The organism is Streptomyces sp. NPDC086023 (assembly GCF_044540325.1).
GTDB lineage: Bacteria > Actinomycetota > Actinomycetes > Streptomycetales > Streptomycetaceae > Streptomyces.
The window spans coordinates 570,586-591,030 of sequence record NZ_JBITRX010000001.1; the positions used below are offsets into that span (position 1 = coordinate 570,586).

Annotated in this window: 17 protein-coding genes; 9 read left to right on the forward strand and 8 right to left on the reverse strand. The window is 75.5% G+C overall.

The genetic code is table 11. The features are described from left to right. Positions 1 to 19: 19 nt before the first annotated feature. The 3 genes from ACIF6F_RS02570 (at position 20) to ACIF6F_RS02580 (ending at position 6,260) form a co-directional block, all read left to right on the forward strand. Positions 20 to 1,852 carry a helix-turn-helix domain-containing protein gene (locus tag ACIF6F_RS02570; RefSeq protein ID WP_399940095.1) on the forward strand — a complete coding sequence of 611 codons (1,833 nt, stop codon included), beginning with the start codon at positions 20 to 22 and terminating at the stop codon, positions 1,850 to 1,852. 272 nt (positions 1,853 to 2,124) lie between these two features. After that, entirely contained in the window at positions 2,125 to 5,031 is a 2,907-nt protein-coding gene (locus ACIF6F_RS02575) for an SNF2-related protein (RefSeq protein WP_399940098.1), read from the forward strand. Beyond that, the gene (locus ACIF6F_RS02580; protein WP_399940101.1) at positions 5,028 to 6,260 is read left to right on the forward strand and encodes an SWIM zinc finger family protein; all 1,233 of its coding nucleotides are present in this window, start codon (positions 5,028 to 5,030) and stop codon (positions 6,258 to 6,260) included. The genes ACIF6F_RS02575 and ACIF6F_RS02580 overlap by 4 nt, the downstream gene beginning before the upstream one ends. Here the strand turns inward: ACIF6F_RS02580 and ACIF6F_RS02585 are convergent. After that, positions 6,235 to 6,768, reverse strand: a complete 534-nt coding sequence (locus ACIF6F_RS02585; protein WP_399940103.1) for a hypothetical protein — start codon at positions 6,766 to 6,768, stop codon at positions 6,235 to 6,237. The two genes, ACIF6F_RS02580 and ACIF6F_RS02585, sit on opposite strands and share 26 nt — an antisense overlap. A 150-nt stretch (positions 6,769 to 6,918) precedes the next feature. Between ACIF6F_RS02585 and ACIF6F_RS02590 the strand changes: the two genes are divergently transcribed. Further along, entirely contained in the window at positions 6,919 to 7,569 is a 651-nt protein-coding gene (locus tag ACIF6F_RS02590) for a chaplin (RefSeq protein WP_399940106.1), read from the forward strand. 27 nt (positions 7,570 to 7,596) lie between these two features. On the opposite strand, the gene ACIF6F_RS02595 is transcribed toward ACIF6F_RS02590, so the two are convergent. Together ACIF6F_RS02595 and ACIF6F_RS02600 are read right to left on the reverse strand one after the other, a co-directional pair. Continuing rightward, positions 7,597 to 8,250 (reverse strand): DUF2293 domain-containing protein, encoded by a 654-nt coding sequence (locus ACIF6F_RS02595; RefSeq protein ID WP_399940109.1) that lies wholly within the window; start codon positions 8,248 to 8,250, stop codon positions 7,597 to 7,599. Positions 8,251 to 8,313: 63 nt separating this feature from the next. Further along, positions 8,314 to 9,768 (reverse strand): WGR domain-containing protein, encoded by a 1,455-nt coding sequence (locus tag ACIF6F_RS02600; RefSeq protein WP_399940111.1) that lies wholly within the window; start codon positions 9,766 to 9,768, stop codon positions 8,314 to 8,316. A 114-nt stretch (positions 9,769 to 9,882) separates the two neighbouring features. On the opposite strand from ACIF6F_RS02600, the gene ACIF6F_RS02605 reads away from it, so the two are divergent. Beyond that, positions 9,883 to 10,527: a uridine kinase gene (locus ACIF6F_RS02605; RefSeq protein WP_399940114.1), complete on the forward strand. Its 645-nt coding sequence runs from the start codon at positions 9,883 to 9,885 to the stop codon at positions 10,525 to 10,527. A 122-nt stretch (positions 10,528 to 10,649) separates the two neighbouring features. Here ACIF6F_RS02605 and ACIF6F_RS02610 read toward each other — a convergent pair whose 3' ends face one another. Further along, a complete protein-coding gene (locus ACIF6F_RS02610) occupies positions 10,650 to 11,546 on the reverse strand; it encodes a carbohydrate kinase family protein (protein WP_399940117.1) in 897 nt (298 codons plus the stop codon). Next, a complete protein-coding gene (locus tag ACIF6F_RS02615) occupies positions 11,543 to 12,562 on the reverse strand; it encodes a pseudouridine-5'-phosphate glycosidase (protein WP_399940120.1) in 1,020 nt (339 codons plus the stop codon). Before ACIF6F_RS02615 ends, ACIF6F_RS02610 begins: the two co-directional genes overlap by 4 nt. Positions 12,563 to 12,686: 124 nt before the next feature. Here ACIF6F_RS02615 and ACIF6F_RS02620 point away from each other — a divergent pair, with 124 nt between their 5' ends. After that, the gene (locus ACIF6F_RS02620) at positions 12,687 to 13,055 is read left to right on the forward strand and encodes a cupin domain-containing protein (protein WP_399940121.1); all 369 of its coding nucleotides are present in this window, start codon (positions 12,687 to 12,689) and stop codon (positions 13,053 to 13,055) included. Between the two features lie 44 nt (positions 13,056 to 13,099). On the opposite strand, the gene ACIF6F_RS02625 is transcribed toward ACIF6F_RS02620, so the two are convergent. From ACIF6F_RS02625 to ACIF6F_RS02635, 3 genes are all read right to left on the reverse strand, one after another. Continuing rightward, positions 13,100 to 14,455 carry an MFS transporter gene (locus tag ACIF6F_RS02625; RefSeq protein ID WP_399940123.1) on the reverse strand — a complete coding sequence of 452 codons (1,356 nt, stop codon included), beginning with the start codon at positions 14,453 to 14,455 and terminating at the stop codon, positions 13,100 to 13,102. A gap of 86 nt (positions 14,456 to 14,541) precedes the next feature. Next, the gene (locus ACIF6F_RS02630; protein WP_399940126.1) at positions 14,542 to 15,081 is read right to left on the reverse strand and encodes a methylated-DNA--[protein]-cysteine S-methyltransferase; all 540 of its coding nucleotides are present in this window, start codon (positions 15,079 to 15,081) and stop codon (positions 14,542 to 14,544) included. Positions 15,082 to 15,182: 101 nt separating this feature from the next. Next, positions 15,183 to 16,142, reverse strand: coding sequence for a glycerophosphodiester phosphodiesterase (locus tag ACIF6F_RS02635; protein ID WP_399940128.1), 960 nt, complete (start codon positions 16,140 to 16,142; stop codon positions 15,183 to 15,185). Between the two features lie 290 nt (positions 16,143 to 16,432). On the opposite strand from ACIF6F_RS02635, the gene ACIF6F_RS02640 reads away from it, so the two are divergent. The 3 genes from ACIF6F_RS02640 to ACIF6F_RS02650 all read left to right on the forward strand — a co-directional run bounded on the left by ACIF6F_RS02640 (position 16,433) and on the right by ACIF6F_RS02650 (position 20,378). Then, positions 16,433 to 17,404: an MHYT domain-containing protein gene (locus tag ACIF6F_RS02640; RefSeq protein ID WP_399940131.1), complete on the forward strand. Its 972-nt coding sequence runs from the start codon at positions 16,433 to 16,435 to the stop codon at positions 17,402 to 17,404. 90 nt (positions 17,405 to 17,494) lie between these two features. Continuing rightward, on the forward strand, positions 17,495 to 19,660 hold the full coding sequence (gene uvrB, locus ACIF6F_RS02645) for an excinuclease ABC subunit UvrB (RefSeq protein WP_399940134.1): 2,166 nt from the start codon (positions 17,495 to 17,497) through the stop codon (positions 19,658 to 19,660). Positions 19,661 to 19,799: 139 nt separating this feature from the next. Continuing rightward, positions 19,800 to 20,378, forward strand: coding sequence for a TerD family protein (locus tag ACIF6F_RS02650; RefSeq protein WP_399940136.1), 579 nt, complete (start codon positions 19,800 to 19,802; stop codon positions 20,376 to 20,378). Positions 20,379 to 20,445 lie beyond the last annotated feature (67 nt).

The following is a 20,445-nucleotide window of genomic DNA, read 5'->3' on the forward strand; positions in this document are numbered from 1 at the left end:
CGGGGGAGCTGTGGGCGGGATGGAACGGGCGGGCGAGACGGAGGAATTCGCGCGCCTGATGCGGGAGCTGAAGGAGCGTTCGGGGCTGAGCTACGGGGCGCTCGCCCGGAAGCTGCACACGAGTACGTCCACGTTGCACCGCTACTGCAACGGCGAGGCGGTGCCGGCGGAGTTCGCGGCTGTGGACCGCTTCGCGCGGGCGTGCGGGGCGCGGCAGGGCGAGGCGCTGGACCTGCACCGCGCGTGGCTGCTGGCCGACGCCCGCCGCCGGGCGGCGCAGCGCGCCGAATCGGCGTCGGGGCAGGCGGGTGCGGGGGCCCCGGGCGGCTCGGTGGGCACCGGCGGCTCCGCCGCGCCCCGGACGGCCGGGCGGGACGGAGCGGCGGTCCCGGCCGGAGCGCCCACAGGCCCGTGCGACCCTCCCGCCCCTGGCGCCTCGGACGAACCACCGGCGGCACCGGGCACCTCCGCCCACTCCGCCGCGTCCCCCGGGCCGACAAGCTCCGCCGCGTCCGCCGACCTCGCCGGGTCCGCCGGCTCGGCCACGTCGGCCGCGTCCGCAGGCCCCGCCGCGTCCGCAGGCCCCGCCGCGTCCGCTGGCTCGGTCGCGTCCGCCTCTTCGGCCGGTTCCGCAGGCTCCGCCGCGTCCGCCGGGTCAGACTCTCCGGGTGCAGCCGCAGGTCCCGACGCGTTCGGCGGCTCCGCCGGACCCAGCGGCACCGCCCCGGGCGCGGGCGCCGTGCAGGCGGGGGTGGCCGGGGAGCCGGGCGGGGTCGGAGGCGGCGAGGGGGCCGTGGCCTCCGCGGCCCGGGGCGGTGCGGAGCTGCCCGGGACTTTCGGCATCAGGCCCGGGGCCGCCGACGGGCGGGACGGGGAGGCCGGTGCCCCGGAGGGCGGCACCAGCGGTCCCGCGGTGCCGGCCCCTTGGTACCGCAGGCGGCGGGCCGTCGGGGCGGTGGCGGCCGGCGCCGCGGCCGGGATCGCCGCGGTGGTGGCGCTGGCGACCACCCTGCCGGACGGCTCCGGCGGTGCGAGCGGGCGGCCGGCCGGGAGCACGTACGGCGCCGTGGCGCGCGGCGGGGCCGGTACGGGCACGAGCACGGCGGCGTCCCCGTCGCCGAGCCCGGCGGCCTCGACCCGCGCGCCCACCGCCACCGGCACCCCCGGTGCGAGTGCCTCGTCCGCGGCCGCCCCCTCTTCCCCCGCGCCGAAGACCTCGACCACCGGGGCGCCGGCGGCCGATCCGCTGGCCGTCTCGGTCCGCTCGCACGTCTGGGCCAACGGCTGTGACCACGCCTACCTCAGCGCCCGGGGGCCCGCGGAGATGGCTCCGCCGCCGGTGGAGCAGGACGCCGCGGGGTGGGCCGCCGCGCAGCGGGCCGTACACGCCAAGGACCAGATCGTGGAAGTGACGCTGGCCGGCAAGGGCGCGGAGCCGGTGGTGCTCCAGGCGGTGCACGTGCGGGTGGCGCAGCGGCGGGCGCCGCTGCCCTGGAACGTGTACACGATGTCCCAGGGGTGCGGGGGAGCGCTCACGCCCGCGCACTTCGCCGTGAACCTCGACGCCCCGCGCCCGCTGGCCCGCCCGGTCTCGGGGCACGACGGCGAGCACGAGATCCCCGCGCCGGCGCTGCCGCTGCGGATCTCCGGTGACGACCCGGCCGTGCTGCGGGTGGAGGCCGCGACCAGCGGCTGCGACTGCGACTGGTACCTGGAGCTGCGCTGGAGTGCCGGCGGCCGTTCCGGCACCTCCAGGGTGGGCGCCGACGGGGGCCCCTTCCGGACCAGTGCGGCCAACTCCCGCCCCACCTACGGCTTCGCGAGCGAACTCGGCCGCTGGTCGCGGGGCTGATCGCCCGGCCCCCGCGTCCGGGCCCGCCTGCTCGGCCCGCTCGGCCCGGCCCGGCCCGCCCCGCTCGGCCCGGCCCGCCCCGCTCGGCCTGGCCTGGCCCGGCTCGGCCCGGCCCGGCCCACTCGGACCGACTCCTGGCCGACGGTCGGTGATCTTCCGTATTCGCAGGTCAGCCCGGCTGTCGGTGGTCCGGCCTAGACTCGGCTGACAAGGGTTGTGACTGTCGGGTAGGGGCCCGGCGGCCGGCCCGAGCAGACCGGGAGGGAGGCCCCGTGGCAGACGCACTGCGGTTCGCGGCGGCGACCTTCCTGCCCGCGGCCGTGCCCCGCGAGGGGCGGGTCGCCTTCTGGTCCCCGGCCGGGGAGCCGCCGCCGGAGGCGTCCGGTGCCCTGACCGTCGTCGTACCGCACGGCTCGGGTGCCCGGAGCCGTTCCGTGCCCGCCGTCCTGCTGCCGGTCGACGAGGCGCTCCCGCTGCTGACCCGGGCCCGGCACGACCCGGCCGCACACCCCGCGGCCCGCTGCTGGGGCGCGGCCGCCCTGCACGCCCTGCGGCTGACCGCGTCCGGCCGCCTGCTGCCGGGGCTGACCGCCGAGGACCAGGACGCCTGGCGGGCCGGCCCGCTGGACGCGGACGACGTGGCGCATCTGCGGGCGGTCGCCGCCGCCATGCCGTACGAGGCCCACGCCGCCCCCCTCCCGGGCCGCCGTCCGCTCCGGCTGCCCGAGCCGGAGGCGCTGGTGCGGGCGTTCCTGGACGCCGTCGCCGACGCCCTTCCGCGCACCCCTGCCGCGGCCCACGCATTCGGCGCCCCGTTCGCTGCCAGGGAGCCCCAGCACGTGCCGGGGATATGCGAGTGGGCGGCCCGGGTGGCGGCGGGCGCCGACGCCGGGGTCGGCATCTCGCTGCGGCTCGACCTGTCCGCGTACGGCCTCTTCGACCCGGCGGAGGGGCCGGCGGACGAGACGGCCGACGGCGCTTCCGCGGGCGGTCCGGGGCGGGACGGCACGCCCGGGGACGGCCCCGGCGCAGGCCCCGGGCTCGACCGTGCGGACGCCGCGCGCCGGCACCTCAGGCGCGCCGGGGCGGCCGTCGTCCAGGTGCACAGCCTGGCCGACCCGACGCTCGTCACGGACGCGGGCCGGCTGTGGGCCGGCCGCGCCGCCGACGCGTTCGGGCCCCGGGCCCGGATCGACGCCGTGCTGGCGCTGCGCCGGGCCGGCCGGGTCTGGCCGCCGCTGCTGCGGCTGCTCGACCAGCCCGCGCCGGACGTCCTGGCGCTGTCGGACCCCGAACTTGAGGAGCTGCTCGGCGTGGCGGCGACCCGGCTCGCGGCGGCCGGGGTGCTCGTGCACTGGCCCCGCGAGCTGGCCCGCACCCTGAGCGCGACGGCTGTCCTGCGGGGCCGGACCGCGCCCGGTTCGGCCGCGGACGGCACCTCGTTCTTCGACGCGCAGGAGCTGTTCTCCTTCGAGTGGGAGATCGCGCTCGGCGGCGACCGCCTCACCCCCGGCGAGATGGACGCGCTGGCCCAGGCGCACCGCCCGGTCGTGCGGCTGCGCGACCAGTGGGTGCGGGTGGACCCCGAGCTCGTACGCAAGGCCCGCAAGCGGCAGTTGGGTCTCCTCGACCCGGTGGACGCGCTTGCGGCGGCCCTGTCCGGCACCGTGGAGACCGAGGGCGGCCCGGTGCCCGCCGTGCCCGTCGGAGCGCTCGCCGCCCTGCGCACCCGGCTGACGGCCGACCTCGCCCCGCTGCCCGAGCCGTCCGGGCTCAAGGCCACGCTGCGCGAGTACCAGGGCCGCGGACTGGCCTGGCTCGACCTGATGACCTCCCTCGGCCTGGGCGGCTGCCTCGCCGACGACATGGGCCTGGGCAAGACGGTCACCCTGATCGCCCTCCACCTGCACCGGGCCCGCCCGGAGCCCACCCTCGTGGTCTGCCCCGCCTCGCTGCTCGGCAACTGGCAGCGGGAGATCGAGCGGTTCGCCCCCGGCGTGCCGGTTCGCCGGTACCACGGGGCCGGGCGCAGCCTGGAGGGGCTGGACGGGGGCTTCGTCCTCACCACGTACGGCACCATGCGGGCGAGCGCGGAGCGGCTGGCCGCGGTGCGCTGGGGCCTGGTGGTGGCCGACGAGGCGCAGCACGTGAAGAACCCGCACGCGGCCACGGCCAGGGCGCTCCGTACGATCCCCGCCCCGGCCCGGGTGGCGCTGACCGGCACCCCGGTGGAGAACAACCTCTCGGAGCTGTGGGCGCTGCTCGACTGGACGACGCCCGGCCTGCTGGGCCCGCTCACCACGTTCCGGGCCCGGCACGCGCGTGCCGCCGAGCAGGACGAGAACCCGGGGCACGCGGACGCGGTGGCCCGGCTGGCCCGCCTGGTGCGGCCCTTCCTGTTGCGCCGCAGGAAGTCGGACCCGGGCATCGCCCCCGAGCTGCCGCCGAAGACGGAGACCGACCACCCGGTGCCGCTCACCCGCGAGCAGGCCTCGCTCTACCAGGCGACGGTGCAGGAGACGATGGCGCTCATCGAGGCGAGCGAGGGCATCGCCCGGCGCGGCCTGGTCATGAAGCTGCTGGGCTCGCTCAAGCAGATCTGCAACCACCCGGCGCAGTTCCTGAAGGAGGAGCGGCCGCGCATCGCGCACCGGTCGGGGAAGCTGGCGCTGCTCGACGAACTCCTCGACACGATCCTGGCCGAGGGCGGTTCGGTGCTGGTCTTCACGCAGTACGTCACGATGGCCCGGATCCTCGCCGCCCACCTGGAGGCCCGGGGGGTGAGCGCCCAGCTGTTGCACGGCGGCACGCCGGTGGCGCGCCGCGAGGAGCTGGTCGACCGCTTCCAGTCCGGTGAGGTGCCGGTGTTCCTGCTCTCCCTCAAGGCGGCGGGGACGGGCCTGAACCTGACCCGGGCCGGGCACGTCGTCCACTACGACCGGTGGTGGAACCCGGCCGTCGAGGAGCAGGCCACCGACCGCGCGTACCGCATCGGGCAGACCCAGCCGGTGCAGGTGCACCGGCTGGTCGCCGAGGGCACCGTCGAGGACCGGATCGCGGAGCTCCTGGAGGCCAAGCGGGCGCTGGCCGACGCCGTGCTCGGCCACGGCGAGGCGGCGCTGACCGAGCTGACCGATGCCGAGCTGGCGGACCTCGTCTCCCTGCGGAGGCCCTCGTGATCACCGCGCGGGAGGACCGCCGCCGCACCTTCGACGCCCTGCCGGCCGGCCTGGCGCCCGAGAGCTGGTGGGGCCGGGCCTGGGTGGCCGCCCTGGAGGAGCGGGCGCGCGACTCGGCGCGGCTGGCCCGGGGCCGTACGTACGCCCTCGAAGGGCACGTGGACGCGGTGACCGTCACGCCCGGCCGGGTGGTGGCCTACGTGCGGGGCAGTAGGCCGCGCCCGTACCGCACCTCGCTCGCGCTGACCACGTTCGCCGCCGAGGAGTGGGAGGCGCTGCTGGAGGAGGTGGCGGCCGACCCCGGGCAGCTCGCCGCGCTGCTGGACCGGGAGGTGCCGCGGGCCCTGTCCGGTGCGCTGCTGCCGGGGCGGGGAGACCTGATCCCCAGCTGCTCCTGCCCGGACCTCACCCGGCCGCCGTGCAAGCACGCGGCGGCGCTCTGCTACCGCCTGGCCCGGCTGCTGGACGAGGACCCGTTCGTGCTCCTGCTGCTGCGCGGGCGCGGCGAGCGGGAGGTCATGGAGGACCTCTCGCGGCGGAACGCCCTGCACGCCGCCCGCGAGCGGCCCGCCGCGGATCCGGAGCTCCCGGGGGTCCCGGCCCGTACGGCCCTCGCGCCGCGGGAACTGCCGCCGCTCCCCGTGCCGTTGCCGCCGCCGTCGGCCCCCGGGCACCCGGCGGCCTGTCCCGACGATCCGGCCGCCCCGGATCCGCTGGCGCTGGACCAGTTGGCGACGGACGCGGCGGTGCGGGCGTACGCGCTGCTCACCACCGGCGCGGACCCGGTCGCCGGCCTCACGCCCTGGCAGGACGCGGCCCGGCTGGCCTCCGCGCATCCCACCTCGGGGCTGACCGGCACGGCCCGCGGCCTGTACCGTGCGCTGGCCGGGGCCACCGGCCGGAGCACCACCGAGCTGGCCCGGGCCGGCGCGGCCTGGCGGCAGGGCGGGCTCGTGGCGCTGAGCGTGCTGGAGGAGGGCTGGGACCCGCCCGCGGGACCCTTCGACCGGGCCCGTCCCGCGCTGCTGGCGGCGGGTGAGGGGGCGTTCCGGCCGCACCGCAACCACCTGACCTCGGGCAGCCGCCAGCTCAGGCTGGGCCGGGACGGCCTGTGGTACCCCTACGAGTCCTCGCCGGCCACCCCGCCCGTCTGGTGGCCCGCGGGCCGCCCGGCCGCCGACCCGGTGGCGGCGCTGGCCGGCATCACAGGCGGTCCGCCCACTCCGTGAGCGCGGTGAAGTCCGCCGGGCGCAGCCCCCGGCGCGGGTCGACGTGCAGCAGCAGGCAGGGTGCGTCGTGGCGGGCCGTGGCGTAGACGCGGTCCCGGTGGGTGAACATGTCGTCGACCCAGGCGAACGGCCGTCCCGCCGCCCACTCCAGCAGCGGACGGGTCTTCCAGAAGAGACCGTCGGGATCGCGGGCGAACAGTTCCGGCCACTCGATGACCGGCAGGTCGCCGGGCAGCCCCACGTGCGGGGAGATCATCTCGTTCGCCTGGTGCATCCAGGTGGTCGCCCAGGCGAGTTCGTACGGGAGTGCGGTCAGCCGCGCTCCGTGCTCCGGGTGCAGCCGCACCCGGACGCCGCGCCGCGCGCGCCGCGAACCGGGCCGCTGGCGGGCGAGCCAGGCCTCGGGCCACATCCGGTGACTGGTGTATCCGCGCAGGCCGGAGAGGCGGGAGCGGAACGGGTTGAGGGGTCCGTCGACGTCGAGGAGGAGCAGCGGACGATCGGTCATGAAGTACGGAGTACCCAGGACACGATGGAGTGAAATGCGTACCGGCCATAACCCGAATGGCTTCATCGCGTTGATTCCGGTGCGGGTGCGTCACCCGCGGACACTTCTCCGGAAGGTGGGACACAGATGCGGCAGCTTCCTCGAAATGGCTTGATCACGACGGTCGTTGCGGGCGGAGCGCTCTCCCTCGCGGGCCTCGCCGGGGGCGCCTGGGCCGACAGCGCAGCCGACGGCGCGGCGGCCGGATCGCCCGGACTGGTCTCCGGGAACCTCGTACAGCTCCCGGTCCACGTGCCGGTGAACGTCTGCGGCAACACCGTGAGCGTGGCCGGGCTGCTCAACCCGGCCGCGGGCAACACCTGTACCAACGAGGACGGCCGGGCCCGTCCGGGTAAACCCGGCGGGGGACACGACGGCGGGGGAGAGGGCGAGGACGTGCTGGTGCGCGGCAGCGGAAAGGATTCACCTGGGATCCTCTCCGGCAACTCCGTCCAGCTGCCCGTCAAGGTGCCGGTGAACGTCAGCGGCAATTCGGTCAACGTCGTCGGCATCGGCAACGCCTCCACCGGCAACACCTCCGTCAACGGCCCCGGACCGGTGCGCAGCGGACCCAAGCCCCCGCAGCCGCCCGTGACGCGTCCGGTCGCGCCCACCCCCCGGCCCGTGGCGCAGCCGCCGCGGCCCGGCGGCCCGGGGCTCGCCCACACCGGGACCGAGGCCCTCGGCTACCTCGCCCCCGCGGGTGCCGGCCTGCTGCTGGGCGGCGCCCTGCTCTACCGCCGGTTCCGCACCGCCCCCTAGGACCGGTGGGGGTGTCCTGGCGGCGGGTCAGGCCGGGGCCCGCCAGGAGGCCATCACCGCCTCGATCCGGGCCGCCAGCCGGGCCCGGGCCTCGAAGCGGGGCACCCCCGCCATCAGCAGCGCGTCGTACTCCGTGTCCATGTGCCGCACGGAGGCGCGCACCGCGACCGCGACCGCGTCCTCGTGCAGGGCGCGGCCGGCCGCACTGCGCCCCACCCGCCCGCTGCCCCGCACCGAGGCGTGTGCGGCGACCGACAGGGCCCGCTCGGGCGGGATGCCGGGGAACAGCCGGCGTATCTCCGCCGCGAACGCCGCGGTGAACCGGCTGTCCTCGGCCGCGCGGCGCACCTGGTCGCGGGCACGGCGCCGGGCCCGCGCGCCGGCGTCCGCCCGGCACCGGGCCTCGGCCCGGACCAGCGCGGTCTCCTCCACGAGCAGCCCCTGCCGCTCGTGCCTGCGGCGCCGCTTGTTGAACCGCACGACCACGGCGTACAGCGAACTGCCTTCTCGCGCCCGGCGGGTGAGCGCGGTGTCGCCGCGCGGCAGGTAGACCAGGTGCCCGAGGTCGGCACAGTCCAGGCAGCGGGGTACGCGGTTCTCCCGGACGTGCCGGCGCAGCGGTCCGGCCCGGCACTCCGCGCAGTGCACCGTCTTGAGGGGTTCGAAGACCACGAGGTTCACGGTGAGTTGATACCGCTCCCGGTCTCCGCTCTCACCTGTCCCGGGCGATCCGCCGCCGCTGCCTCAGACCAGGCGCCGTATCTCACCGCGCACGCGGTAGAACCCGGACGACGCCGCGTGCAGCCCCTCGACCACGTACCGCGCGCCCGGCTCCCGGATCCCGCGCGGGAACTGCACGTTCCACGACGGCTCGTAGCCGTCCGACACCACGTGGACCCGCAGCCGTCCGCCCTGCTGCACGCACTCGACCACGATCCCGCCCGCCGGGGCCACCGTCACCGTCGCCACCTGGGCCACCGACGCGGGCGGGGTGTACGTGGGCAGCGCGGCCGCCTGCTTCACGTCCACCGCGGCCGGCACCGAACCCGACTGCGCCGCCGTGATGGCCGCCTCGCTCGCGTCCACGCAGACCAGCGAGCCGTCCGTGGTCACCAGGTACAGCTTCTCGTCCAGGTACTGCATCGACAGCGCGGAACCGCCCCCGGTGCCCAGCTTCCACAGCCGCCGCCCGTCCGCGTCGAAGCAGTACACCGACGAGGAGGAGTCGCCGGCGAACACGTGCCGGCCGTCCTCGGAGGTGGCACACGAGTACACGGTCGTGTCGCAGTGGTACGTCGCCTCCACCGCGCCCGTCGCCTTCGACAGCCGCTGCACCACGCTCCGCCCCGTGCCGGCGTACACCGCGTGGTCCTCCTGCCAGCCGAACAGCACCGAGCCGTTCGTCGGCGTGTGCCACAGCTCCCCGCCGCCGTCCGGCGCGTACGCCGTCACGCCCTTGTCGTGCCCGTGGTAGACGGCGCCGGCGTCCGCCCGCACCATCCAGGCGTGCCGCCCCGAGGACCGGCGCGACCACTGGAACTCGTCCTCGTGGTCGATCACCGTCAGGCCGCCGTTCGCGTCGGCCACGTTGAGCACGCCCTCGTGGATGTCCAGCCAGAAGATGTCCACGTCGTCGGCGATCGAGTACGCGCCGAACGGCACCTTCGACGACAGGTCGTACACCGTGCCGTCGTCGCAGCCCGCGTAGATCCAGAACTCGTCCGCGACCAGGCACTTCACCCCGTCCGGCAACGAGTACCGGGCCAGCACCTCGCCGCCGTGGCTGAGGGTGTACACGTCGCCCGCCTGGTTCCCCACCCAGCAGCGGTCCGCGTCGATGTGGATGCCGAAGGCCGCCGCCCCCGTGCGGAAGCGCCACAGCACCGGCGCCACCGACCGTGCCGTCGACCTCGACGACGTAACCTGACGCCGGGTCACCGCCCGGGCGGCCCGCTGCCCGCGCACCGCGGGGGCGTACCCCTTGCGCACCTTCTCGCCGATCTTCTTCGCCGCGGCCGCGCGTGCCTTCTCCACCGTCGGGAAGGACGAGCGCTGCACCTGGCCGTCGGCCCCGATCCGGCCGTACCGCACCGTGACGGCGGTGCCCGCGACCGTCACCTCGTAGAACTTGTGCGCACCGCCGCCGTCCTGCGACAGCTCCAGGTACGTGACGTCCTCGACCAGCGACTCCGCAGACATGACAGACCCCTCCCCAGGCCGGAACCGGCGGCTTTTCCGCCGCCGGAGATCACTGGGAAAGACGCTAGGGCCCACCACTGACAACGCCCGGCGGACGACCGGGACAATGGGACCGTGCGGATGGAAGCGATCACCTGGGAACGGCTGGCCGAGGCCCTCGCGGAGCACCTCGGCGCACACCCGGACACCCGCGACGGGGGCCCCTGGCAGCGGCTGGCCGTGGACGGGGCACCCGCCGCCGGCACCGGGGACCTGGCCGCCCGTACCGCCGACGAGCTGCGGCTGCGCGGCCGTTCCGTCCTCGTGGTCCCCGCGGACGGTTTCCTCCGCCCGGCCTCCCTGCGCTACGAGTTCGGCCGCCGCGACGTGGAGTCCTACCTCGGCGGCTGGTACGACACGAACGCGCTCTGGCGGGAGGTCTTCGGCCCACTGGAACCGGGCGGCAGCGGACGGGTCCTGCCCGACCTGTGGGACCCGGTCACCGACCGGGCCACCCGCAGCCCGTACGTCTCACTCCCGCCGGGTGCCGTGCTGATCGTCCACGGGCCGCTGCTGCTCGGCCGGTGGTTCCCCTTCGACCTCAGCGTGCACGTGAGCCTGTCATCCGGCGCGCTGGCCCGCCGCACGCCCGAAGCGGACCGCTGGACGCTGCCGGCCTTCGAGCGGTACGAGGCCGAGACCGCCCCGGGGGAGGCGGCGGACGCGCTGGTACGCGCCGACGACCCGCGGCACCCGGCCTGGACGGGCATCCGCACCTGACCGCCGGGCCGCGTCGGCCACCCCGGCTCCGCCCAGCCGGGCCGCCAGGAACCCGCCCGTGAACGCGTCCCCCGCACCCGTCGTGTCCAGGGCCCGCCCCGCCCCTGACCCCGCCCCGCCCCTCACCCCGGCCGGCCGCCCAGCCGGCCCACCGCCGCCGCGCCCGCCCGGCACCCGGCCCGGGCCGCGTCGGCCACCCCGGCTCCGCCCAGCCGGGCCGCCAGGAACCCGCCCGTGAACGCGTCCCCCGCACCCGTCGTGTCCAGGGCCCGCGCCGGGCGCCCCGGCACCCGGGCGGTCACCTCGCCCGCCTCGGCCACGAGCGCTCCCGCCGCCCCCAGCGTCACCACCACCAGCGGCACCCGCCGGCTCAGCTCCGCCGCCGCCAGCCCCGCGTCGGCGTCCGGCGCCAGACCGGCCAGCAGCCGGGCCTCGTCCGCGTTCGGCAGCAGCACGCCGGCGTCCCCCACCGCATCGAGGAAACGTTCCGCCCCGAGCCCGGAGAGGAAGCCAGCGGACGCGGGGTCCACGCTCACGGGCACGCCCCGCGCCCGCGCCGAACCGAGCGCCGCCACCGCCGCGGCCCGGCTCGTGTCGCCGAAGAACAGGTAGCCCGACAGGTGCAGGTGGGCCACTCCGTCCAGCAGCTCGGGCGCCCAGTCGGCGGGGGAGAGGCAGAGGGCGGCGCCGCTGTCCGTCAGGAAGGTCCGCTCCGCGGCGCCGTCCACCAGGGAGACCACCGTGGCCGTCGGCTCCGCGGGGTCCACGACCAGCCGGGCCCGCACCCCCGCCTCGGCCAGCGCGCGCTCGTGCCAGGCCGCGGACTCGGCGCCCACCCGGGCCAGCAGGCCGACCTCGGCCAGCCCCTCGTGCGCCGCCCAGCACGCCGCGTTGGCCCCCGCACCGCCCGGCAGCGTCCGGATGCGGGCCGGCGTGTCGGTGGCCGGGGCCAGCGGCTCCGGATGGACGGCCACCACGTCGGTCACCACGTCCCCGACGACCAGCAGCCCCCCGCTCACCGCGCGGGACCCGCCCCGGCCCCGGCCGCCCCCGGCCCGCCGCCCGCACCCGGCCGGGCACCCGGCAGGCCGGCCGGCCCCGCCCCCGCACCGGGCCGGTCCGCCCAGGCCCCCGCCACCCGTGCCGCCAGCCGTACGTTCCCGCGCACCGCCGCCAGGTTGGCCTCCAGCGACGCCCCGCCCGTCGCCCGGACCAGCCGGTCCAGCAGGAACGGCGTCACCGCCTGGCCCGTGATCCCCTCCGCCCGGCAGCGCTCCAGGGCCTCCGCCAGCACCCGGTCGTGCAGCGCGGGATCCAACTGTTCCGCCTCCGGCACCGGATTGGCGACCAGCAGCGCCGCCCCGGGCCCCCCGAGGGCGTCCTGCGCCGCCATGACCCGGGCGACCTCCTCCGGCGTACGCACCGTCCAGTCGACCGGCAGGCCCGAACTGCTCAGGTAGAAGCCGGGGAAACGTTCCGTCTGGTAGCCGAGGACGCCCACGCCCAGGGTCTCCAGCCGCTGGAGCGTGGCCGGCACGTCCAGGATCGACTTCACCCCCGCGCACACCACCGTGATCCGCGTCCGGGCGAGCAGTGCCAGGTCGGCGGACTCGTCCTGGGTCGCCGCCCACTCCCGGTGCACGCCGCCCAGCCCGCCCGTCGCGAACACCCGCAGGCCGGCCCGCGCGGCCAGGAAGGCCGTGGCGGACACCGTCGTCGCCCCCGACACCCCGGCCGCCATGGCGGGCGCCAGATCGCGGTGCCCGAGCTTGCGCACCGAGGCGTCCCCCGCGATCCGTTCGAGACCGGCCTTGTCCAGGCCCGCGTACGGGACGCCGTCGAGCAGCGCGATGGTCGCCGGCACCGCGCCCTCCGCGCGCACCAGCGCCTCCAGTTCCTCGCCCACCGCCAGGTTGCGCGGGCGTGGCAGCCCGTGCGCGATGATCGTGGACTCCAGGGCGACGACGGGAGCGCCGCGCTCCACCGCCTCGCGCACTTCCTCCGACAGGACCGGGACCGCTGGCTGCTGTGGCATGTCCCCATCCATGGCACGAGATCCACGCCGTCAAACGCGCCCGGCACTCTGACGCGTGGAAGGGGCCGATTCTGGACGGTCTGACCAGCCACGACGCGTCGCCCGGCGGCTAGTGTGGCGGGCCATGAGCACCCGTGACCATGACCTCGCCCCCGCCTCCTTCGCCGTTTCCGTCCCCGACGTCGAGCTGGAGGCCGAGCCCCTGGACCCGGCCCAGATCGTCTCAGGCGACCCCGTGGTGACCGGCAAGGTGCTCTGGGAGTCGGCCGACGGCAAGCAGCTGCGCGGCATCTGGCAGATCACCCCGGGCGTGGTGACGGACACCGAGGCGAACGAACTGTTCGTCGTGATCAGCGGCCGGGCCACCGTCGAGGTGGAGGGCGGCGACACCCTGGAGGTCAGACCGGGCACGGCGGCCGTGCTGCGCGAGGGCGACCGTACGACGTGGACCGTCCACGAGACCCTCCGCAAGGCGTACCACATCAGCCTCTGACAAGCGCCTGACGGCCGCCGTCACCCCGTCGAGCGGTCAGGCCGTCACGACGTCGGATCCGTCGGATCCGTCAGATCCGCCGGCTTCCCGCCCCGCGTCTTCGGGGCGGGGTGGCGGCGCGCCGTGAACAGCGCGAGCCCCGCCATCGGCAGCAGCAGCGAGGCGCCGATGACGTTCAGCCAGCCGTAGCTCGCCTGCGCCACGATCAGGCCCGCGGCCGCGCCGCCCAGGCCCGCGCAGGCGCTGCTGGTGAGGTCGGCCAGGCCCTGTACGGCGGCCCGCGCGGCCTGCGGCACCGAGTCGGTCAGCAGCGCCGAGCCGGACACCAGGCCGGCCGACCAGCCCAGCCCGAGCAGGAAGAGACCGGCCGCGGTCTGCCCGTGGTCCGGGCCCGCCGTGCCGGCGAGCAGCGCGGCCAGCGCGATCAGGCCGGCCGACAGGCCGATCACCGAGAAGCGGCCCACCCGGTCCGCCAGCCAGCCCCACACGGGCGAGAAGGCGTACATGCCGGCGATGTGGCCGCTGATGACCAGGCCGACCAGCTCCAGGTCGGCCCCGTGGTGCCCGAGGTCCACCGGCGTCATCACCATGATCGAGACCATGGCGGTGTGCGAGACGGCCACCGTGACCAGCGCCAGCCGCGCCCGCGGCGAGGCCGCCACGGCCGCCAGCCCGGCCCTCAGCGAGCGTGCCTCCGCCTGCTGCTCGGCCGGCCCGGCCAGCGCGCGTGCGGTGAGCAGGGGGTCGGGCCTGAGCAGTACGCCGACCAGGAGCGCGGCCAGCAGGAAGATCACCGCCGCCCACAGGAAGGGCCCGGCGAGCTCGGGTATCGAGGTGCCGGCGAAGCTCCGGCTCGCCGGCGCCGCCAGGTTCGGACCCAGCACCGCGCCGATGGTGGTCGCCCACACGACCGTGGAGATGGCCCGCGCCCGGTGGTCCGGCGCCGCCAGGTCGGCCGCCGCGAAACGCGCCTGGAGGTTCGCCGAGGAGGCAGCACCGAAGCAGGCCATGCCGAGCAGCAGCAGCGGGAAGTTGTCCAGCGCCGCCCCCAGGACCACCAGACCGCCGCCGAACGCGCCGATCACGTACGCGAGGACCAGCCCGGCCCGCCGGCCCCGCCGGGTCATCAGCGCGGCCAGCGGCAGCGACAGCAGCGCGGTGCCGGTGACCGAGGCCGTCGGCGCCAGGCCGGACATCGACTCGCTGCCGCTCACCTGGGTGGCCAGCACCGGGGCCAGCGCGATGGCGATGGGCACGCCCAGCCCGCCCAGGATCTGGCTGCCGATGAGCACCGCGGAGGTGCGCCGCCGCAGCGCGGGCAGCTCCTCGGGGGTCACGGCGGGCGCGGCGGCGGACGGGGTGCCGGGGGTGGCGTCGGTACACGCGGGATCGGTGGTCACCGACGCAGTGTCGCAGCCCTCACCCCCGGGCGGAACAGGCATTTTCCGGTGCCGCCTGCCCCCGGCTCCGCACCACCGCCGGCGGCTCAGAACAGCGGCTCCGGCAGGACGCCCTCCAGTGCGAGCAGCGTCCGCTTGGCCTCCAGGCCGCCCCCGAAGCCGCCGATGCCCCCGTCGCTCTCCAGCACCCGGTGGCAGGGCACCACGACCGGCAGCGGGTTGGAGCCCATGGCCGCGCCCACCGCCTGCGCCGCCCCGGGCTGTCCCACGCGGGCGGCCAGTTCGCCGTACCCCACGACCGAGCCGTACGGCACCGACCGCTCCAGCTCGTGCAGCACCTGGCGGTTGAAGCCGGCGCTCAGCCGCCAGTCCAGCGCCAGCTCGAACCGCTTGAGCTCCCCGGCGAAGTACGCGGCCAGCTGGCGCACCGGCTCCGCCAGCAGTACCTCCTCGCCGGCGGGCGGCCGGACCGGCTCCGCACCCAGCCGCGCGGCGAGCGGGGATATGCGGCGCTCCTCGCCGTGGAACTCGACGCGGACCAGCCCGGCGGGCGTGGCGGCGAGGAACAGCGGGCCGACACCGCTGTCGACCACGGTCCATTCGAGGTGGCGCTCATCCAGGTTCACGAAACCACCGTACGGCGCCCCGCCGACAACGCCCGCCGCGATCTCCGTGCGCCCGCCGGCAGGGGGCCCCGCACACCCGCCCGCGCTGCCCTCCGGCCCTCTCAGCGCCCGGCCACCGCGTCCCTGATCCGGTCCGGCCGGTTCGTGATGATGCCGTCCACGCCCAGGTCCGCCATCCGCACGGCGACGTCCGCGTTGTCGACGGTCCAGGCGTCGACCTCCAGCCGCCTGCCGTGCGGCCCCGTGAGGTCGTGCACGGCCGCCACCCACTCCGCTGAGATGCCGCCGTACCAGGGGTTGATCCGGTCGGTGAAGGCCGCGTACGCGGGCAGGTCCGCCACCGCGGGGGTGCCCAGGAAGGCCGTCGTCAGGTCCGGCCGCAGCGCGTGCACGGCCCGGATCGAGTCGGCGGCGAAGCTCTGCACCACCAGCCGGCGCGTCACGTGCCGCCGGTCGAGCCACCCGGCCTCCTCCAGCACCCGCAGGGTGTCCCCCTCGATGCCCGGGTAGAGGGCGGGCAGCTTGATCTCCAGCAGCAGGCGCTGCCCGTTCCGCTCCAGCCGGTCGAGGTACTCGCGCAGCGTGGGCACGCGGGCCCCCGCGAACGCGGCGCCGAACCAGCTGCCCGCGTCCAGCCGGGCGATCTCGGCGGCCGTGAAGTCCGCCACCCGCCAGGGGGACCGGTCGGGGAAGACCTGCTCCGCGTCCGTCGTGCGGGCCAGGGTCTCGTCGTGGACGACGACCAGCTCGCCGTCCCTGGTGCGCTGGACGTCGTTCTCCACCCAGTCGATGCCGAGCCCGTCGGCGTGGTCGACGGCGGCGAGGGTGTTCTCCGGCGCGTACGCCGAAGCCCCCCGGTGGGCGAAGACGGTGGGGGCGCCGAGCCGGCCCGGCAGGGCCCCGGGCTCCCCCGGGAGGGCGGGCCGGGCCGGGGTCCCAGCCGCCGGTTCGGCGGAGGACCGGGCCAGGGCGGCCGTGCCTCCGGCCAGGGTGAGGGCGAGGCCGAGCAGCGCGGTGGCCGCGGCCAGGGAGAGGGATCGCCGGGAGGGGCGTACGTACATGGGCGTGCTCCTGGTGCCAGGGGCCGGCGGACCGGCCGGCGACGACAGTGGTGGCCGTGCCGGGCATGACGGTGCGTCGGCAACGGTGGGCGGGGCCGGGGCGGCCGAGAGGAGAACGAATCCGTCCGGATCGCCGTCATGGCTCCGCCGTGGCGGAAATCGGGTGCGGGAAATCTGGCGCTTGTCAGTGCGCGGGGGCGCCCGGCGGCCCTAATCTCGCCCTCAATCAGGCCCGGGGCGGGATGAGTTGGTGCCGGTCACGGCCGGGATTCGCGGAAGGGCGGGCAGGGATGGGCGGGACGGACGTCGTGACCGGCACGGTCGGCACGGTCGACGGGTTCAGCTATGGCGTGATCACGCCCCTCGCGGCGTATCTGATGGCGTGTCTCGGCGGGGCGCTCGGCCTGCGCTGCACCACTCGTTCCCTCCTCGTCGAGCGCTCGTGGCGGCCCGGCTGGCTCGCCCTGGGGGCAACCGCCATCGGCTCCGGCATCTGGACCATGCACTTCATCGCGATGATGGGGTTCTCGGTCGCCGAGTCGCCACTGAACTACGACAAACGGACCACATTCGCCAGCCTCGCCGTCGCCGTCGTCATGGTGGGCGTGGGGATCTTCATCGTGGGCTACCGGGGCAGCACCCCCATGTCGCTGGTGACCGGCGGCACGATCACCGGGCTGGGCGTCGCGTCCATGCACTACCTCGGCATGGCGGGGATGCGGCTGCGCGGCCACCTGGAGTACGACACGAAGGTCGTGGCCCTCTCGGTGGTGATCGCCGTGGTCGCCGCCACCGCGGCCCTCTGGGCGGCGGTCACCGTCCGCGGGTTCCTGCCGGCGGTCGGCGCCAGCCTGGTGATGGGCGGCGCGGTCAGCGGGATGCACTACACGGCGATGGCCTCCGTGTCGGTGCGGCTGCACGGAGGGTTCACCGACATCGGCGGCTCCGCGCCCGCCACCCTCCTCGCCCCCATGCTGATCGGCCCGGTGGTCTTCCTGGTGATCGCCGGCGTCGTGGTGATGTTCGACCCGCTGCTGGTCATGGGCACGCCCGACTGGAAGAAGCCCGGCGAGACCACGCCGCCCGTGCTCAGGCCCCGCCGGCCCGTCTACCCGGTGCTCCCGCGGGCCGACCAGGGCTACGGCCAGGCCTACGACCGGGCCTACGACCAGGTCCAGGGCCAGGTCAGGGGATACGGGTACGGGCGCCTCCCCGGCCGGAACGGCGGCCAGGGGCCCGACCGGGCGTGGGACCGGCCGTAGCGCCCCGGCGACCGCTGAACCGTCCGGCCGGCCACCGCCGACCCGGGGCGGCCGGGGCGGGATGTCAGTGGGGGGCCGTACGGTGGTTCCATGCGGCCCGTATCGAAGATCGAACGCACGGTGGCGCCCTTTGAGGTCGTCAGCCCGTACCAGCCCAGCGGCGACCAGCCCGCCGCCATCGACGAGCTGGAGCGGCGCATCCGCGCGGGTGAGAAGGACGTCGTCCTGCTCGGCGCGACCGGCACCGGCAAGTCGGCCACGACGGCGTGGATGATCGAGAGGCTCCAGCGGCCCACGCTGGTCATGGCCCCGAACAAGACCCTCGCGGCCCAGCTGGCGAACGAGTTCCGCGAGCTGCTGCCGAACAACGCGGTCGAGTACTTCGTCTCGTACTACGACTACTACCAGCCCGAGGCGTACGTCCCGCAGTCGGACACCTACATCGAGAAGGACTCCTCGATCAACGAGGAGGTGGAGCGGCTGCGCCACTCCGCCACCAACTCCCTGCTCACCCGCCGGGACGTGGTCGTCGTCGCGTCCGTCTCCTGCATCTACGGCCTGGGCACCCCGCAGGAGTACGTGGACCGCATGGTGCCGCTCAGGGTCGGGGAGGAGACCGACCGGGACGAGCTGCTCCGCCGCTTCGTCGACATCCAGTACACGCGCAACGACCTGGCCTTCACCCGCGGCACCTTCCGCGTCCGCGGCGACACCATCGAGATCTTCCCGGTCTACGAGGAACTGGCCGTCCGCATCGAGATGTTCGGCGACGAGATCGAGGCCCTCTCCACCCTGCACCCGCTCACCGGCGAGGTGATCAGCGAGGACCGCGAGCTGTACGTCTTCCCCGCCAGCCACTACATCGCCGGCCCGGAGCGCATGCACAACGCCATCCGGGGCATCGAGACCGAGCTGGCGGAGCGGCTGGCCGAGCTGGAGAAGCAGGGCAAGCTGCTGGAGGCCCAGCGGCTGCGCATGCGCACCACGTACGACCTGGAGATGATGCAGCAGATCGGGTCCTGCTCCGGCATCGAGAACTACTCGCTGCACATGGACGGCCGTGAGCCCGGCTCCGCGCCCAACACGCTGATCGACTACTTCCCCGAGGACTTCCTCCTCGTCATCGACGAGTCCCACGTGACCGTGCCCCAGATCGGCGCGATGTACGAGGGGGACGCCTCCCGCAAGCGCACGCTGGTCGACCACGGCTTCCGGCTGCCCTCGGCCCTCGACAACCGGCCGCTGAAGTGGGAGGAGTTCCTGGAGCGGATCGGCCAGACCGTCTACCTCTCGGCCACGCCCGGCAAGTACGAGCTGTCCCGTGGCGACGGCTTCGTCGAGCAGATCATCCGCCCCACCGGCCTGATCGACCCCGAGGTCGTGGTCAAGCCGACCGAGGGCCAGATCGACGACCTCGTCCACGAGATCCGGCAGCGGGTCGAGAAGGACGAGCGGGTCCTCGTCACCACGCTCACCAAGAAGATGGCCGAGGACCTCACCGACTACTTCCTGGAGCTGGGCATCCAGGTCCGCTACCTCCACAGCGACGTCGACACCCTGCGCCGCGTCGAGCTGCTCCGCGAGCTGCGCTCCGGCGAGTTCGACGTCCTGGTCGGCATCAACCTCCTGCGCGAGGGCCTCGACCTGCCCGAGGTGTCGCTCGTCGCGATCCTCGACGCGGACAAGGAGGGGTTCCTGCGCTCGGGCACCTCCCTCATCCAGACCATCGGCCGCGCGGCGCGCAACGTCTCCGGTCAGGTCCACATGTACGCGGACAAGATGACGCCGGCGATGGAGAAGGCCATCGAGGAGACCAACCGGCGCCGCGAGAAGCAGGTCGCGTACAACACGGCCAACGGCATCGACCCGCAGCCGCTCCGCAAGAAGATCAACGACATCGTGGCGACCATCGCCCGCGAGGAGATCGACACCGAGGAACTGCTCGGCACCGGCTACCGCCAGGGCAAGGAGGGCAAGGCCGCCAAGGCGCCCGTGCCCGCCCTCGGCGGCAAGGCCGCGAAGGCGGCCAAGGCCGCGTCGGGCAAGGCGGCCGGCAAGGGCGGCGGGGCGGCCGCGGGCACCGAGGTGCTCACCGACCGTCCGGCGGCGCAACTGGCGGAGCAGATCGAGGAGATGACCGCGCGGATGCGCGCGGCCGCGGCGGAGCTCCAGTTCGAGATCGCGGCCCGGCTGCGGGACGAGGTCGGCGAACTCAAGAAGGAGCTGCGGCAGATGCGCGAGGCGGGCCAGGCCTGACCGGCCTTCCGCCGGGCCGGGTCTGTGTCTCAGGAGAGCTACAGATTCGGCCCGCACCAGGCTCGATGTCGGCGCCGGTGCGTAGGGTTGGGGCAGCCGCGCGATACGCGGCGGTGGACGCTTCGAGAGGGGACCGAGCGTGACGGTCAACATGACCAAGGGCCAGGCCATCAGCCTGCAGAAGGCCGACGGGGGCACGCTGACCGCGGTGCGGATGGGCCTGGGCTGGCAGGCCGCCAAGCGGCGCGGGCTGTTCGGGTCGCGCACCCGGGAGATCGACCTCGACGCCTCCGCGGTGCTCTTCGCCGACGGACAGCCCGTGGACGTGGTGTTCTTCCGGCACCTGGTCAGCGACGACGGCTCCGTCCGGCACACCGGCGACAACCTGGTCGGCGGCGTCGGCCAGGGCGGGGACGACGAGGCCATCCTCGTGGACCTCCAGCGCGTGCCGGTCCACGTCGACCAGATCGTCTTCACGGTGAACTCCTTCACCGGCCAGACGTTCCAGGAGGTGGACAACGCCTTCTGCCGCATCGTCGACGAGGCCAACGGCCAGGAGCTGGCCCGCTACACCCTCACCGGCGGCGGCGCGTACACCGCGCAGATCATGGCCAAGGTGCACCGCGCGGGCGCGGGCTGGAAGATGACCGCGCTCGGCAACCCGGCCAACGGGCGGACCTTCCAGGACCTGATGCCGGAGATCGTCCGGTACCTGTAGGTTCCCGCCGGGGCCCTCGGGGCCCCGGCGCCGGCCGTCCACGGCCGGCGCGGAACCGGTCCGTCCG

What these genes read in the sequence shown, in the direction of transcription:
- ACIF6F_RS02570 (WP_399940095.1), top strand. Translation starts at nt 20, where the DNA reads ATGGAACGGGCGGGCGAGACGGAGGAATTCGCGCGCCTGATGCGGGAG.
- uvrB (WP_399940134.1), top strand. Translation starts at nt 17,495, where the DNA reads ATGCGGCCCGTATCGAAGATCGAACGCACGGTGGCGCCCTTTGAGGTC.
- ACIF6F_RS02585 (WP_399940103.1), bottom strand. Translation starts at nt 6,768, where the DNA reads ATGACCGATCGTCCGCTGCTCCTCCTCGACGTCGACGGACCCCTCAAC.
- ACIF6F_RS02640 (WP_399940131.1), top strand. Translation starts at nt 16,433, where the DNA reads ATGGGCGGGACGGACGTCGTGACCGGCACGGTCGGCACGGTCGACGGG.
- ACIF6F_RS02635 (WP_399940128.1), bottom strand. Translation starts at nt 16,142, where the DNA reads ATGTACGTACGCCCCTCCCGGCGATCCCTCTCCCTGGCCGCGGCCACC.
- ACIF6F_RS02620 (WP_399940121.1), top strand. Translation starts at nt 12,687, where the DNA reads ATGAGCACCCGTGACCATGACCTCGCCCCCGCCTCCTTCGCCGTTTCC.
- ACIF6F_RS02600 (WP_399940111.1), bottom strand. Translation starts at nt 9,768, where the DNA reads ATGTCTGCGGAGTCGCTGGTCGAGGACGTCACGTACCTGGAGCTGTCG.
- ACIF6F_RS02615 (WP_399940120.1), bottom strand. Translation starts at nt 12,562, where the DNA reads ATGCCACAGCAGCCAGCGGTCCCGGTCCTGTCGGAGGAAGTGCGCGAG.